Genomic DNA, 16,873 nt, shown 5'->3' on the forward strand with positions numbered 1-16,873 from the left:
AGCAAAAATTAAGGTGCTTTAGCCGAGTTAAGTACCTGCCATACATTCCAGCGACCTTGCTTTTCAATTTCAGCAATTAAACGGTCAGCAACTTCAGCTTCCTGCGGATATTTCACCTTGTAATTTTTCAAGACTTGAATCGCATTTTTCTTCTGCTCCATGGCAATGTAATTGTTTGCCGCAGATAAATACGCTTCCTGCACACCTGCCTTCATGGCTTTGTCCAAATAAGGAATGGCTTCACGTTGACCACCGCCTTCAGACAGGCCAAAACCGAACCAGAAGTTTGCCTCGGCATCTTCTTTGTTAATTTTTAAAATGCGCTGTGCGTAAGTTAAAGACTTGGTGGTATAGACTGAACCCAGGTCCAGGTTACGCGCCATAACACTGGCTTTAAATGCGCGAATCAATACATCAAAAGAAGCATTGTCTCTAGCAGCCAGGGTATCAAGCTGCTGAGTCACTTGTTTGAGCTTGGCTTCAAAGCCTTTACGTTCCTGACGTTCAGTAAAACGAGGCGGGTAATGGCGTGCCTTGCCTTCGACCAACTGCAAGAAATCATCAATTTCGGTGACATCAAATTCATTTTCACCCGCCATGACTGCATATTTTACATTACGCTGCTTGCTGTTGACGGTAGGAATAATCAGCTTGTTGACATCCAGGGTCACTTTTTTACTCGGGTCACCTGGAAGTGTGACTTCCATTTTGGTTACAGGCTGTGCAGCAGCTTTTTGTAAGGCAATTTCAAATGGAGGCGGTGCATCATAGTTAAATGGATTTAGCGCATAAAATGGAGCGGTTAATTCAGGTTCAGTGAAAACGATTGGTGCATTCGATTTTTTATCTTTTGTCGGTGTCGAGCTACACGCTGAGAGTAAAGCAACAGCAATTAATGTACATGCCAAAGGCTTAAGGGTCATAGAGATCATCCGTTCATTTAATTTTAAAATTGGGAAATAGGTATGTTCCTCAGTCTAAAAAAACTCTCAGGAACATACAAGTAAGGGCTTGTTAATATTCAGAACAGCCAATTAGGCTTTGGATTGGCTGCTTTGCGCTTCGCATTCACGGCGCACATCTTCAATAATTTTAAGTTCTTCAACACTATAAGGCTGTTCTTTTTGCTGCTGTTTTTTAAAGGTCGGATCGAGCAGGGATAAACGCTGACATAAGGTGTTCATGCGTTTTTCATTGAGCTGAATCCGGTCAAGCAGCACACGCATGCCATCCAGAATCGGGTCTGACTGGTCCTGTGTGGCTGCATACGGCTGGAAGCCAATACTTTCTGCATAATCACGACGGCGGGCTTCTTCTGCATCTTTCGGCTGGTCTTTGGTAATGAAGCGGGCCGGGTTTCCTACAGCAGTTGTATTTGGAGGCACTGCCTTGGTGACAACGGCATTGGAACCGACTTTGGCATTTTTACCGACAGTAAAGGGACCCAGAATTTTGGCACCTGCACCCACCACCACGCCATCTTCCAGGGTAGGATGACGTTTGCCCTTGTTCCAGGTGGTACCGCCCAGGGTAACGCCGTGATAAAGCGTAACATCATCACCAATTTCAGCCGTTTCGCCAATCACCACACCCATGCCATGATCGATAAAGAAACGGCGACCGATTTTGGCACCCGGATGGATTTCAATGCCGGTGGCAAAACGGCTAAAAGAAGACAGCAGGCGGGCAGAGCCTTTACACTCTTTTTGCCAAAGTTCATGGGCAATACGGTGCATGATCAGCGCATGAATGCCGGGATAGGTAGTGAGAACTTCTAAAGTGTTTCGTGCTGCAGGATCGCGCGCGAATACAGCTTGGATGTCTTCTTTGAGCTGTTTAAGCATTAGATTGATCCTCTGAGGAACCGGTTGTTTTGTCTGTAGATTTTTTCCATGTACCATTGTTCAATGCCTGTACACGGCTAAAGATGCCACGCAGTAAATGATATTCCATACGATCTAATTGTATACGTCCAAATAAACGACGCAAGCGTAAAGGCAATAATCGTGGGTTTTTCGGGTCCATAAACTCAATTTCGGCCAGCATTTTTTCAATATGCGGGTAAAACTGTTCCATCTGTTCATGGGTGACCAAAGGCTCATCCCACTGCATGTCAATTTCATCGGTGACATGCATGGCGGCTTCCGGATCTTTCTTCTGTTCAGTCAATGCCATGGCAGCCATGCGCATTTCATAGCAAATCACCTGAATGGCTTGGGCGACATTCAGTACGCCATAATCGCTATTGACCGGAATGGTCACATGATAGTTGGCCATTGCCAGTTCTTCATTGGTCAGGCCACGATCCTCACGGCCAAAAATCACCGCAACTTCCTGCTGGTTTTGTACTACAGCCTGCAATGATTTTTCCGCAGCCGGACGGGCATCCAGTAAAGGCCAGGGAATGGTGCGGCTACGTGCACTGGTGCCAAACACCAGATGGCAATCCTTAATCGCTTCTTGCAACGTCGGTACAATTTCAATCTGTTCAATCAGATCGGTTGCACCTGCAGCCAGGGCATCAATATCCGGATGCGGATAGGTTTTAGGCTGCACCAGTACCAGCCTGGATAGGCCCATGGTTTTCATGGCGCGTAATGCACTGCCGATATTGGCAGGCAAGGTAGTATTGACCATGACAATACGCACATGAGAGAGATGTGCGGAAACCACAGCATTGTCAACTTGACTCATAAGGTGTCCGATTTGAATTTAAATATTTAAAAAATTAGGAATATTGGGTGGCTTCAGCCTGATACATGTCCATTGCTTCATCCATGCTCACATTGGCTGGCGGCGGCGGGACATTCGCAGGCATGGCCTGCTCGTAACTGACGGCCTTGGCTGCTTTGGATTTGACCTGATATTCAATGTGAATCACGTCTTTACCAAAATAGTCACGTAGTTTCGCCAGCAATTCATCCAGTGGAGCCACGTTCCAGTTTAAGCCCAGGTTGATATCGGCAGAGGCATAAGGATAATCAATGTGTAATTGCATCGGGATATGATTGCACATATCGACATTGCAGAATGGCGTTAAGATTTTGCGTAAATCCTGACTGAGTGAAGCATTCAGGTGTTCCGCATTCAGCTTGATTTGAATGCTGTTGGCACGTTTCTGACGGATTTCATTCAGGCTAAAGGCTTTGGTCAGTCGTCCCATAGGGCGGTCAAAACCTTCACGTTCGTAAATCTCGCCTTCAATCACCACCACTTTTTCATTTTGAATGATGTCTTTAAAGCGCTGGAAACGCTCGTGATTGGCCGATACTTCTATACGTGCAGTGCCGTCATCCAGAGTCACCATCATGCGGTTCGGGAAGTTGGCGACATCCACCACCAGACCGGCAAATACGGTAGTTACGCCACGGCGTGTAGGCGTGAGTTCATTAATCCGTGCAGGAATAAAAGACTTGAGTTCCGGGCGATACACATCAATCGGATGTCCGGTTAAATACAGTCCCAAGGTGTCTTTTTCACCTTTGAGGCGAACTTCATCTGACCACGGTTTGACCGGTTTGGCGGGTTTGCGCTGAACTTCCTCAACTTCACCAAACAGGTCCATCATGCCGGTTTCACGGTTAGAGCGAGCCTGTTCTGCGGCTTGAACCGCTTCAGGCAGTTGTGCCATCAGGCTGGCACGTTCAATGCCCAAACAGTCCATCGCACCTGCACGGATGAGTGCTTCAAGGGTGCGTTTATTGATTTTTTTCAAGTCTACGCGGTGGCAGAAATCAAACAAGTCTTTATAAGGACCATCCTGCATGCGTGAATCAATTACCGACTGCATTGCTGCTTCACCCACGCCTTTGATCGCGCCTAAACCATAGACAATGGTATTCGGACTGCTGGCATGGAAGTTATACAAGGACATATTGATGGATGGGGGAAGAACTTCCAGACCATTAATACGGCAGTCATCAATCAGGAACACGATGTTGTCGGTGTTCTGCATTTCCGAGGTCATCACCGCGGACATAAATTCTGCAGGATAATGCGCTTTTAGCCATGCCGTCTGATAAGCAACCAGGGCATAGGCGGCAGCATGCGATTTGTTGAAACCATAACCGGCAAATTTTTCCATATAGTCGAAGATATGGTTGGCGGTTGCTTCATCAATATCTTTTTCAGCAGCACCTTTAATAAAGATCTGGCGCTGTTTGACCATTTCCTCAGGTTTTTTCTTGCCCATGGCACGGCGCAGCAAATCCGCACCGCCCAGACTGTAACCGGCACAGAACTGTGCAGCCTGCATTACCTGTTCCTGGTACACCATAATCCCGTAGGTCGGTTCCAGAACTTTTTCCAGTAAGGGATGCAGGTATTCAAACTCACCGCCATGCATACGATGAATAAAGTCAGGAATCAGATCCATTGGACCCGGACGGTACAGGGACACGAAGGCAATAATTTCTTCAAACTTGCTTGGACGTGCCTCTTTCAGCATCTTTTTCATGCCGACGGATTCAAACTGGAATACCGCAGTGGTGTTGGCGTTGGCAAAGATTTCGTAGGCCGGTTTATCGTCCAGCGGAATATAGGAAATATTGACCGGTTCAGTGACATCCGCACGTGCGTTGATATGCTTAATTGCATCTTCAATTACGGTCAGGTTACGCAGACCCAGGAAGTCGAACTTGACCAGACCGGCCGCTTCGACATCGTCCTTATCGAACTGGGCAACACGGTTCGTTCCGTCGGCATCACACATCACGGCTGAGTAGTCGGTCAGCTTGGTCGGTGCAATTACCACACCACCGGCATGCTTACCGGTATTTCGAGTAATGCCTTCAAGTTTGAGTGCCATTTCCCAGATTTCAGCGGCATCGTCATTGTCCGGGTTGGACGGATTGGTGACAATATCCTTGAGCTGTGGCTCAGCTTCCAGCGATTCTTCCAGGCTCAAACCCAAGGGCTTGGTTGGAATCATTTTGGAAATACGGTCCGCCAGACCATAAGATTTGCCTAAAACACGTGCCACGTCCCGAATTGCACCTTTGGCCGCCATGGTCCCGAAAGTGGCAATCTGCGATACCGCATCCCGGCCATAAGTCCGTGCCACATAGTCAATTACGCGGTCACGGCCGGCAATACAGAAATCGACGTCAAAGTCTGGCATCGACACACGTTCCGGGTTCAAGAAACGTTCGAATAGCAGGTCGTAACGCAGGGGATCCAGATCGGTAATCTTCAAGCTATACGCCACCAGTGAGCCGGCACCTGAACCACGGCCCGGACCGACCGGGACACCGTTGCCTTTGGACCACTGAATAAAGTCCATCACGATCAGGAAGTAACCCGGGAAGCCCATGTCGAGAATAATCTTCACTTCGAAGGCTAAACGCTCGTCATAGGGTTTGCGAATTTCAGGCCAGTCTTCACCGCGCTTTTCGGGCGGATACAGGAAGTTGAGTCGTTCTTCCAGACCTTGTTCGGACAAATGCGCAAAGTAGGTATCAATGGTATGACCTTCCGGAATCGGGTAGTCCGGCAAGTCATTAAAGCCTAAACGCAGGCTGACGTTGCAGCGTTTGGCAATATGGTAGGTATTTTCAATGGCGGTCGGAATATCTGAAAATAGTTCCGTCATTTCTGCGGCAGTTTTAAAGTACTGTTCAGGACTGTAATTTTTCGGGCGACGGTCATCGCCTAATACATAACCATCGGCAATACAGACCCGGGCTTCATGCGCTTCAAAATCATCCCGTGTAATGAAGTGCACGTCGTTATGCGCCACCACGCCTATATTGTATTTTTTCGCAAGTTTGACCGCTTCCTGAATGAAGTCTTCTTCACCTGGGCGGTTGGTACGGGTTAAGGCCAAATAAACACGGTTGCCGAATTTCTCAATCCATTCCTGCAATAGCGGTTCTGCTTTTTGCGGGTTGGAAGTCAGCAGCATTTTGCCGACATCACTGTGCTGGCCGAGTAGAACGATTAAATCTTCCTGCTGATTTAAAATCCATTCTTTTTGCACACAGGGAATATCCAGCTGTTGCCCGCTGATATAGCCTTCAGAAACCAGTTCGGTTAAGCTGCGCCATCCCTTTTTGCTCATGGCAAGCAAAGTAACTTTGTGCTCTGCATCATTCAGACGCAGGGTAGAACCAAAAATCGGTTTAATGCCTTTATCCAGACATTTTTTATAGAATTTTACCGCAGCATGCAGGTTGGACAAGTCGGTAATGGCCAATGCTGGCATTTCGTCATTTGCAGCAGCTTTAATAAGATCAGATACACGTACGATAGATTCTGTAATTGAAAATTCTGTATGTATACCAAGATGAACAAAGTGCATAAATGAGTCCCTGCAAAAACCACTGGATAGTTTAGCACGGGATTTATTGTTTCAGTTTGAAATTGAGGGGAAATGGCTAACTTTTAGGTCAAGTCTGGATTTGATTTTTTGGACTGATCATTTGGCTATAAGTGAGGAGACAGGGTCTTTTACTTTTAAAAGATGAGCCGTACTGCTGTGCAAGGCAACAAAAATCTTTTATTGGCTTGATGATAGATCCTGAAAAAACTTTAGGCACAGCGTTACAGCTGAAGGCAAGACAAGCCAACGGATGACATCCAGATGTCATTCTGTATAGCGCATGACAAGATGGATTCTATGGGAAGCTTTCTGGAAAAATCCGTAAATTTCGAATCTTTTCTTTATTCACTAAAATAAAACCCTCCGAAGAGGGTTTAAGTGTATTTTTATCTTAATCGTGACAGCCATTCGCCAAAGGTCTGAACAAATTGCACCAGCAATAACAGCACAATCACGGTCAAAATGACTACACTGGTGTCAAAACGCTGATAACCATAAGAAATGGCGAGGTCACCAATACCGCCTGCACCCACAGCACCTGCCATCGCCGTTGCACCAATCAGGCTAATGGTGGCAGTGGTCAGGTTTAAAATGAGAGAACTGCGTGCTTCAGGCAAAATAAACCTGAAAATGATTTGCATGGGCGAAGCACCCATCGCTTGTGCTGATTCAATAATGCCTTCATTCACTTCAAGCAATGAAGTCTCAATCAATCGGCCCATATACGGACCAATATAAATGGTTAGTGGCACAATTGCCGCCCATGTACCAATTGATGTCCCTACGAGTAATTTCGTCAGAGGAATAAAGGCAATCAGCAAGATAATAAACGGCAATGAACGCAGCGCATTTACAATCGGGTTTAAGCCATGATAAATCACCCGGTTCGGCAAAATGCCCTCAGGACGGGTCACCAATAAAATGATGGCCTGGATAAAGCCCCAGATACAACCGAACAGCAGGGCAAAAAACACCATATGCATGGTTTCTTGCAGCGCGGTAACAAACTGGTCAATCGACAGTGAGCTTTTCCAGTAAGGTGCCGTGATTTCTGTCAGCCATTGAACAATTAAATCTCTCATGCACTGACTCCAGACTGTTCAACTTTGACGCCGTTTTGCTTGAAAAACGCAACGGTTTGCTCAATCACTGCAGGGTCACCTAGCAGCTGGACAAACATTTGTCCAATCACAGAGCCATTAATTTCAGTCATATTGGCAAACAGAATATTCAGGCTGATATCAAACTGCTTAATGGCCGCCTGTACCACAGTCTCTTGTGCAGAAGTACCCAGGAATTGCAGACTATAAATGCTGTTATGATTTTTGTTTTCCAGGCTATTTAAAATATTCACCGGTAACTGTTGTTGCAGCACGGTTTGAATAAAGCTTTTGGTGGTAGGATGCTGGGGCTGACTGAAAATTTCCAGCGTCGAACCGGTTTCGATCACTTTACCCTGTTCCATTACCGCAACATAATCACACACAGATTCAATTACGTCCATTTCATGGGTCACCATGACAATGGTAATGCCTTGTTCTTTATTAATCTTTTTAAGCAAATCTAACACAGACTTGGTGGTTTGCGGATCCAGTGCCGAGGTCGCTTCATCACAGAGTAAAATTTTAGGATGATTGGCGAGGGCACGGGCAATTCCCACACGCTGTTTTTGCCCGCCAGACAGTTCATCCGGAAAAGCGTCTTTTTTATGCTTAAGATCAATAAACTCGAGCAATTCCGCCAAACGTTTTTCACGCTCGGCTTTGCTCCAGCCCAATAATTTCATTGGCATTTCGATATTGGCTGCGACAGTTTTGCTCTGCAACAAATTAAAATGCTGAAAGATCATCCCGATGTTGGCACGTTCCTGACGTAACGAGCGTGCATCCAATGCAGTAAAATCTTTTTGATGAATGATGACTTGACCATCATTTGGCCGTTCGAGCAAATTAATCAGGCGGATTAAGGTACTTTTACCTGCACCACTATAGCCAATAATGCCAAAAATACTGCCATCTGGAATCTGTAAATTAATCTGATCCAGGGCACGAATTGTTTGACCTTTAAGCTGATAGTGTTTTGAAATATTTTTAAATTCAATCATATGGTCAAAAACTATCTATAAAAAGAAAAACAGGCAAAGAGACTTTGCCTGTTTAGATGAACCAATTATATTACTATTTTGCTTCAGTGAGATAGCTAATCGGTTTATTTACGTCAACTTTAGTACCGCCAAATTTTTCCTGAACAAATTTGTTCACGGCTTCAGTGTGGTACAGCGCACCGACTTTTTTCAACACCGGGTCATTTTGGCGACCTTCTGCAACTGCAAGAATGTTGACATTCATTTTGGTGCTTTGGTCGATTGGCTCATAATAAATAGAATCTTTAAGCACATTCAAGCCGCCTTCCATTGCCAGGGTATTGCCCAGGACAATCGCATCGACTTCGTCTTTAACACGTACAGCAGTGGCCATCTGAATCGGTTTGATTACAATTTTTTTGTTGTTTTCAACAACATCGGCAGGGGTGCCTTTTACGTTGTCAAAATTAGGTTTTAATTTGAGCAGACCGGCAGATTGAAGCAGCAATAGCGCACGTGATTCATTTGCGCCATCATTAGGAATGGCAATGGTTGCACCGGTTTTGAACTCATCCAGTTTCTTCACTTTACTTGAGTAAATACCCATTGGTTCCAGGTAAGTGGTAGAAAGCGGAGCAATCTTGTCTTTATTGGATTCATTGAAAGCAACCAGATAGGCATAAGACTGGAATGCATTCACATCAATTTCTTTATTCGCTACCGCTGTGTTCATAGACACATAATCGGTGAAGTTTTTCACTTCAAGCTTAATGCCGGCAGCTTTGGTTTCTGGAAGCGTGGCAATATAACGCCAGACTTCAGCATCCGAACCTGTTGAAGCCATAGTGACCGTCTGCAGACCGTTGGCATCTTTTGTTTGAGCTGCATCATTTGCAGGCGCTTCTTGTTTACCACAGCCAGACAAGCCAACTGAAAGACCTAAAACAAGACCAAGGAGCTTTTTCATGTATATGTCCTAGTAAATTTAATTTGGCGATAAATTTACGAATATGTCATTGGAGAGATTAAATCAAGTGTGAATCAGATCAACTGATTGATGCAGATGACTTTAAAATGTCCCGCTCATCAATGCAATTAGAGATCGGTAGCATCATGAAGAGCTTTTATGTTTGAATAAGGCAAATTGCTGTAATCAAACAATTTTCATGATGACTTATTCCTAAAAATTGGACACATCATAACAATTTTTTTTTATACATAATAGTGATTATAAATCTGATATTTAGCTTAATTTTGCATAAGAAAGTGAGCTGTTTTTATAAATTAACTCATAAAACAATAGATTAAATTTATTGAAATGAATAAAAGGGATAATTAAAAGAATTTTGTTTCTATATAAATTTTTTGAAAATACAAAGCTGAAAAAGGGATAATGATAAAAAAATTTTAATTGTTTGGTATTGATTCATTTTCTAAAAGATAAAGTTCATTAATTAACATAAATTCTCGTATTTGCTTTTTATATTGTTTATTGATTTCTCCATGTGCACGTTCATTTCTATATGCTGTAAAAATGTTGGTGAACAAGCGTCCTATAGCAAGCAAAAAACCCGCACTCGGCGTAATGCTGATCAGTTAAGGAGTTTAGAAATAAACTCCTTAATTTTTTAGTGATTCATGGCGGAGGCTTACCGTTTTAAATCAAACTCTTGTAGCTCATTTGTTACTTTGGTTTCGCCCAAAGTAACCAAAGGCATTTGTCATCCGCAAAACTCGTCAGCCACTATCAACTAGCAAATTTATCGCAAAAACAATCATTTTTTAATGGAGTCCGGCCTCAAACAGTTGCGGATGACTTTCCCACATATCAAATACAGGCATGAATTTAAAAAAGAAAATGCCAGTCAATTTCTTAACTGACTGGCATTACGCACTCGGCGGGTTTTTTGCTGAATTAAATCAATCAAGCATTTTCACGTGCAATCGCGCGGTAACCAATATCCTTACGGTATTGAACACCATCAAAAGTCACTTTTTGGCAAAGTTCCAAAGCTTTGGCTTGTGCTTCACCAATGGTATTACCGAGTGCAGTCACACAAAGTACACGACCGCCAGCAGTCACAATCTCGCCATTTTCATTGGCTTTTGTGCCTGCATGGAATACTTTGGTATCTGTCATTTCAGTGTCTAGGCCAGAAATTACATCACCATTGCTAGACGTTTCAGGGTAGCCTTTCGATGCAAGCACGATGCCTACAGTCTTACGCTCATCCCATTCAGCTTCCGCAGGCAAGTTACCCGCAATACCTGCTTCAACTAAATCAACCAGTGATGATTTTAAACGCATCATGATCGGCTGGGTTTCAGGATCACCAAAACGGCAGTTGAACTCGATCACTTTAGGTTGACCTTGTTCATCAATCATCAAGCCTGCATACAAGAAACCTGTATAGACATGACCATCCGCTTTCATGCCGTCAACGGTAGGACGCATCACTTCTTTCATGACTTTGTCAAAGACATCGGCAGTTACCACCGGAGCAGGAGAGTAAGCACCCATACCGCCAGTGTTTGGACCTTGGTCACCTTCAAAGATGCGTTTGTGATCTTGTGAAGTTGCCATTGGTAGAATGTTGTTGCCATCAATCATACAAATGAATGATGCTTCTTCACCAGCAAGGAATTCTTCAATCACCACGCGAGAACCGGCATCACCAAATTTGTTGCCTGCAAGCATGTCATCAATGGCGTCGAAAGCTTCTTGATTGGTCATGGCAACGATTACGCCTTTACCCGCAGCAAGACCGTCGGCCTTAATGACGATCGGTGCGCCGTTTTTCTCAACAAAAGCTTTGGCTGCATCGACTTCAGTAAATACGTCATAGAAAGCTGTTGGAATGTTATGGCGTTTTAAGAAGTGCTTGGCAAAGGCTTTAGAACCTTCAAGCTGTGCAGCAAATTGGGTTGGACCCCAGATTTTAAGATCAGCCGCGCGGCATGCATCAACCACACCATTAACCAGGGGTGCTTCTGGACCAACCACGATCAAGTCAACTGCATTGTTTTTTGCAAAGTCGATAATTGCCGCATTATCTAAAATATTTAAGGCAACATTTTCGCATTTATTTTCTGTTGCAGTACCTGCATTACCCGGTGCTACAAATACTTTTGCGACTTTGTCATCTTGTGCGATTTTCCATGCAAGTGCATGTTCACGACCGCCATTACCCAAAACTAAAATATTCATCGGTTCATACTCCATGAATCGAAAATGACATAAAGTCCTCAGCCTAAAAATAGGAGAGGACTTTATGCAAGATTAGAAATCTATTTGTCTAAATGTAGATGACTTTGTCATTACATTAATATCCAATCACTTAGTGACGGAAGTGACGCATGCCAGTGAACACCATTGCAATACCGGCTTCATCAGCAGCAGCAATGGTTTCTTCATCGCGCATAGAACCGCCCGGCTGGATAATGCACTTGATACCCGCTTTCGCAGCGTTATCAATACCGTCACGGAATGGGAAGAATGCATCAGATGCCATGACTGCACCTTCAACCACTAAACCTGCATGTTCAGCTTTGATCGCAGCAATACGAGCAGAGTTCACGCGGCTCATTTGACCTGCACCGACACCAATGGTTTGACGGTTTTTCGCATAAACAATCGCGTTAGACTTCACATATTTCGCAACTTTCCAGGCAAAGATCATGTCGTCGATTTCCTGTTCAGTTGGAGCACGTTTAGTCACAACTTTAAGGTCATCTTTAGTGATCATGCCCAAGTCTTGATCTTGAACCAGTAAACCACCGTTTACACGTTTGTAGTCAAGCTGTGCTTTACGCTCATCAATTGCTGGCAATTCGCCACATACAAGAACACGAACGTTTTTCTTCGCGCCAGTCACTTCAAGCACGCCTTCAGCAACGCTTGGTGCAATGATTACTTCAACGAACTGACGGTTAACAATCGCTTGTGCAGTTGCAACGTCCAATTCACGGTTGAATGCAATGATGCCACCGAACGCAGATTCAGGGTCAGTTGCATAAGCAAGGTCATAAGCAGCTTTAATGCCGTCTAAAGATACTGCAACGCCACAAGGGTTGGCATGTTTTACGATGACACAAGCAGGCTTCGCAAATGATTTCACACATTCAAGTGCTGCATCAGTATCTGCGATATTGTTATAAGAAAGCTCTTTACCTTGAAGCTGTTTAGCAGTTGAAACAGATGCTTCGGTTGCATCAGCTTCTACATAGAATGCAGCAGATTGATGCGGATTTTCACCGTAACGAAGGTCTTGCGCTTTGTTCAATTGCGTATTGAAGGTACGTGCAAATTTGTCTGCTTGGCCTTCTTCCTTACCTACGCGAGCGCCTAAATAAGATGCGATCATGCCGTCGTATTGTGCAGTGTGTTCAAATGCTTTAACCGCCAGGTCAAAACGTGTTGCATAAGACAAGCCGCCTTCAGCTTTAAGCTCGGCAATTACAGTGGCATAATCAGAAGCATTCACAACGATACCTACAGACGCATGGTTTTTCGCCGCAGCACGAACCATTGTCGGACCACCAATGTCAATATTTTCAATTGCATCAGCAAGTGAACAGTTCGGTTTTGCAACAGTAGCAGCAAATGGGTAAAGGTTAACCACAACCAGATCGATTGCATCGATGTTGTGTTCAGCCATGACAGCTTCGTCTAGACCACGACGAGCCAGGATACCACCATGGATTTTCGGGTGAAGTGTTTTTACACGTCCGTCCATCATCTCTGGGAAACCGGTGTGCTCTGAAACTTCAACTACAGCGATATTGTTGTCTTTTAACAACTTGTAAGTACCACCAGTAGATAAAATTTCTACCCCAAGAGCAGCAAGGTCTTGTGCAAATTCGACAATGCCAGTTTTGTCAGAAACAGAGATTAAAGCGCGTTTAATAGTCATGATGTCGTCACAGTTATCAAGAATTAAATCAAAAAGCTAAATAGCAGGCCAAAAAAAATGCCTGCGGAAACCGCAAGCATTTTATCACTTATTCACTCATTAAACCGTGAGCTTTTAACTTTTTGCGCAAAGTACCGCGGTTAAGGCCTAGAATTTCAGCAGCGCGGGTCTGGTTGCCACGAGTGTATTCTAAAACAACAGATAAAAGAGGTTTCTCCATTTCTGCCAGCACCATGTCATACACCTGAGAGGGTTGCTCGCCTTGCAATTGTGCAAAGTAGTGGCGAACTGCGCGATCTACGTGAATACGAAGAGCGACATCAGATTGTGCAGTAAAAATAGGAGACTTGCTATTCATGCGAATTAATCCGAAAAATCAAATATCACTTGGGTAAAGAGATATATAAAAGTGGTCTATAGAAATTCAATGAACCCCGTTTTAGATCCTAAAACGGAAGTTCTAAAACTTGATCATTTAGCTTGCCACAACTCGACGTTTCTGATCGAAATTTAAGCGTAACAATAGATTAATATTTGTTACCACCCAAAATCAAAACAAAAAAATCTACTCTATACGCTATATTTAATAAAGCGCATTTCAATTAGACGATTTTGTTGTAAAAATTTTCGAGGAGTTTGCAGCACTAAGCTTTTGTGGCGCGTATCATAGCATTGTCTAAGAAAAAGTGAGCAAGAAAACTGCATTTTTTTTACATTTTTTTGTATTTTTTAATAGTTTTTTTCAATATTACGGACGAATTATTTCTAAACTATAAGTGTCAAAGCTTTTGCGTGGCATAGGAACGCTAAATTTGAATTTAAAAGGACTATTCTGAGGGATTCGTTGAATTCCTTGGAGACTGGTAATCAAATATTCAGAAGGTTTAAATAAATAAGTTGATACGGTTTCCCCATTTGCTTTCAGATTTACCTTGATCATTGGAAGAGCCAGGCTTTCGGTATGATAGTTAATCAGTTCTCCAGTAAACTGGGTTTCTTGTCTGGAAATCTGTTTAACCTTTAACTTGTTGGTGGAGATCAGGCGATAATTTTCTTCCATCACCGAACAATTAAAGGCCTGACATGCCGTATTAAATAAAGCACTGAATACCGGACTGTTATTTAAAATTTTCGGGTTAAACCAAAAAAATTGCAAAATCAGCAAGCTGGCCAGACATAAGTTAATGGTTCCCCATAAAACATAATGCCGCGTACCATATGTTTTCTCTTGTTCAGCTTTTTCTGACCAGTTCAGTGCAGGGTAGTTGCCAATGGGTTCTGTACTAAAATAATTCAGGTTATTGAGATAGGTCTTTAAATCGATATTCGAGTTTTCAACTTTACGGTCGAAAATCTCCAATAAATGTTGTACCGGTTTCTGTTCCGTAATCAACTGCTCTTTAACGAGTGCATTGGATACAAAAGTTTGCTGGGATGGATCTGAAGAAGAAGCCGTTTGAGCGGGAGAGAAAGTTTCTTCTTTCTCTACGACCAGATGGGTCAATGCATTAAAATTGGTTGAGCATTTTGCACAACAAACCATACCGCGAGCAACTGTAAGTTGAGCCACAGAGACTTTGTACTTGGTCAAACAGTTAGGGCAGTAGGTTTGTTTTTCGCTCATAGTCTATTCAAGATTTTTAGGGGGTAGTTTGGCGTTTACCCGAAATTCGACACCAATGTTCGTCACGTTTTTCGATTTGCAGTATATCAAAAAATTCAGAATAAACACTAGAAACATCAGCAACTTGCTCTTCTAAAATACCAGCAAGTGCGAACTCACCCTCAGATTTGACCAAAGTTGCGAATTCCGGCGCAAGTGCCATTAAAGGGCCTGCCAGAATGTTTGCGACAAATACATCGGCTTTCTGGTTTTTCAGCTCTTCATTGAACTCATCTGGTAGACCTACGTACAGATTTTCAAGCACACCATTCAGTTCAGCATTTTGTTGGGTCGCCAACACAGCTTGCGGATCGATATCCGTGGCATAAACTTTTTTTGCGCCCAGCAATAAAGCGGCAACCCCTAAAATGCCTGAACCACAACCGTAGTCGATCACAATTTTATCTTTGAGATCGGTTTTGCCGAGCCATTGCAGGCAAAGGAAAGTTGAAGCATGGTTGCCGGTACCAAAAGCTAGGCCTGGATCAAGCTTGATATTGACCGCATCGGCTTCGGGAGCCTCCATCCATTCAGGGACAATCCAATATTTTTCAGCAATTTGAATGGGCTCGTAGGCATCCATCCAGGTGCGTTCCCATTCCTGGTCTTCAAGAAATTCATAACGTAATGGTGCTTCAGGCATTTGTGCAGTAATAAAGGTAATTAACGCATCTACATCAATTTCTTCTTCATCTTCCTGCGCATAGATACCTGTCACAATGACTTTATTCCACAGCGGAGTTTCACCTGGAAGCGGTTCAAGCAAGTCCTGATTTTCAGCATCATCTAAAGTTACGCTCACTGCACCTAATGAATTTAAGAGTGTTTCAGTAAAATCGACTTGAGCCTGCTCGACAGTAATATGAATTTGTAACCACTTCACGGAGATAACCTAAATTTGTTTTATAAAAACGCCATTGTAACGGAACTCAGGTGGAAACCACTACATATTGATAAAAACTATCTTGAAAAAGGACGTGCAGCCCCGTCCTCTATTTATTTAAGCTGTATCAGGTGGCTATGGCTGCTGGGTGAGCGGCGAATTTATTTAAAAGCATGCCAAATAGTGTGGCAAAGATATACATAAAAATGGAATATACCGCAGCAGGCATGGCAATAGTGGAGTTTGCCAGAACGGTCAGTGCAATGGTCATGGCCAGCACACTATTGTGAATACCAATTTCAAATGCGCAGGCACGCGCCTGGGTACTGTTGATGCCGAACAGCCTGGGTATGAAGTAGCCAATACACAGACTGAACATACAAAACAAAGCAGTCGCAATGCCCACCTGAGTCAGGTATTCAGCAATATTTTGACGTTCACTGGCAATCGCACCAATAATAATTGCGATTAAGAATATGACAGCGAATATGCGTAGCGGTTTATTCAGTTTTTCCGTGAAAAGCGGGGAATAATGCCGAATCAGCATGCCTATACTGACCGGGATAATAATAATGGCAAAAACCTGGACAGTTTTACCGAATTGTAGATGGATCTGCTGCGCGTCTTGCATGAAATGTGCAATAGAAAAATTGACAATTAAAGGCAGTGTTATGGCTGCAATCACGGAATTCATTGCAGTAAGGGTAATATTCAGAGCCAGATCGCCCTTAAACAGATAGCTAAACAGGTTGGCTGTACTGCCACCCGGAGAAGCCGCAAGTAACATTAAACCAACGGCTAATAAGGGAGATAAGGCTAAAACCTTAGATAGAATAAATGCAATCCCTACTAAAAGTACCAATTGGCAAAATAACGCAATTAAAACGGCTTTAGGGTGTTTGGTGACTCTGGCAAAATCTTTGGGGGTTAACTCCAGACCCAGGCCCACCATAATAATAGCAAGTGCCGAAGGCAGTAAAATGGTAATGATTCCTGAATTCATTTCAAGTCT

At 43.6% G+C, this 16,873-nt stretch carries 13 protein-coding genes; all 13 read right to left on the reverse strand.

The genetic code is table 11. From position 1 onward, the window contains the following. Positions 1-8: 8 nt before the first annotated feature. Positions 9-923, reverse strand: a complete 915-nt coding sequence (locus BLP85_RS06790) for an ABUW_2363 family tetratricopeptide repeat lipoprotein (RefSeq protein ID WP_092819364.1) — start codon at positions 921-923, stop codon at positions 9-11. 111 nt (positions 924-1,034) lie between these two features. Further along, positions 1,035-1,844: a serine O-acetyltransferase gene (gene cysE, locus BLP85_RS06795; RefSeq protein ID WP_092819365.1), complete on the reverse strand. Its 810-nt coding sequence runs from the start codon at positions 1,842-1,844 to the stop codon at positions 1,035-1,037. After that, the gene (locus BLP85_RS06800) at positions 1,837-2,694 is read right to left on the reverse strand and encodes an RNA methyltransferase (protein WP_092819366.1); all 858 of its coding nucleotides are present in this window, start codon (positions 2,692-2,694) and stop codon (positions 1,837-1,839) included. Before BLP85_RS06800 ends, cysE begins: the two co-directional genes overlap by 8 nt. A 34-nt stretch (positions 2,695-2,728) precedes the next feature. After that, positions 2,729-6,298 carry a DNA polymerase III subunit alpha gene (dnaE, locus tag BLP85_RS06805; protein ID WP_092819367.1) on the reverse strand — a complete coding sequence of 1,190 codons (3,570 nt, stop codon included), beginning with the start codon at positions 6,296-6,298 and terminating at the stop codon, positions 2,729-2,731. Positions 6,299-6,705: 407 nt separating this feature from the next. Further along, positions 6,706-7,401 carry a methionine ABC transporter permease gene (locus BLP85_RS06810; protein ID WP_092819368.1) on the reverse strand — a complete coding sequence of 232 codons (696 nt, stop codon included), beginning with the start codon at positions 7,399-7,401 and terminating at the stop codon, positions 6,706-6,708. Continuing rightward, on the reverse strand, positions 7,398-8,423 hold the full coding sequence (locus BLP85_RS06815; RefSeq protein WP_092819369.1) for a methionine ABC transporter ATP-binding protein: 1,026 nt from the start codon (positions 8,421-8,423) through the stop codon (positions 7,398-7,400). The genes BLP85_RS06810 and BLP85_RS06815 overlap by 4 nt, the downstream gene beginning before the upstream one ends. Positions 8,424-8,496: 73 nt before the next feature. Further along, entirely contained in the window at positions 8,497-9,369 is an 873-nt protein-coding gene (locus tag BLP85_RS06820; protein ID WP_092819370.1) for a MetQ/NlpA family ABC transporter substrate-binding protein, read from the reverse strand. A 957-nt stretch (positions 9,370-10,326) separates the two neighbouring features. After that, a complete protein-coding gene (purD, locus tag BLP85_RS06825; protein ID WP_092819371.1) occupies positions 10,327-11,610 on the reverse strand; it encodes a phosphoribosylamine--glycine ligase in 1,284 nt (427 codons plus the stop codon). A gap of 130 nt (positions 11,611-11,740) precedes the next feature. Next, positions 11,741-13,315: a bifunctional phosphoribosylaminoimidazolecarboxamide formyltransferase/IMP cyclohydrolase gene (gene purH / locus BLP85_RS06830; RefSeq protein WP_092819372.1), complete on the reverse strand. Its 1,575-nt coding sequence runs from the start codon at positions 13,313-13,315 to the stop codon at positions 11,741-11,743. 88 nt (positions 13,316-13,403) lie between these two features. Then, positions 13,404-13,673, reverse strand: a complete 270-nt coding sequence (fis, locus tag BLP85_RS06835; RefSeq protein WP_001086304.1) for a DNA-binding transcriptional regulator Fis — start codon at positions 13,671-13,673, stop codon at positions 13,404-13,406. Positions 13,674-14,063: 390 nt separating this feature from the next. Continuing rightward, positions 14,064-14,939: a DUF3426 domain-containing protein gene (locus BLP85_RS06840; RefSeq protein WP_092819373.1), complete on the reverse strand. Its 876-nt coding sequence runs from the start codon at positions 14,937-14,939 to the stop codon at positions 14,064-14,066. A 16-nt stretch (positions 14,940-14,955) separates the two neighbouring features. Then, on the reverse strand, positions 14,956-15,861 hold the full coding sequence (gene prmA / locus BLP85_RS06845; RefSeq protein ID WP_092819374.1) for a 50S ribosomal protein L11 methyltransferase: 906 nt from the start codon (positions 15,859-15,861) through the stop codon (positions 14,956-14,958). A gap of 127 nt (positions 15,862-15,988) precedes the next feature. Next, on the reverse strand, positions 15,989-16,864 hold the full coding sequence (locus BLP85_RS06850; protein WP_092819375.1) for a bile acid:sodium symporter family protein: 876 nt from the start codon (positions 16,862-16,864) through the stop codon (positions 15,989-15,991). Positions 16,865-16,873: the final 9 nt, after the last annotated feature.

The sequence above is a fragment of the Acinetobacter kookii genome (genome assembly GCF_900096895.1).
In the GTDB taxonomy this organism is placed as follows: domain Bacteria; phylum Pseudomonadota; class Gammaproteobacteria; order Pseudomonadales; family Moraxellaceae; genus Acinetobacter; species Acinetobacter kookii.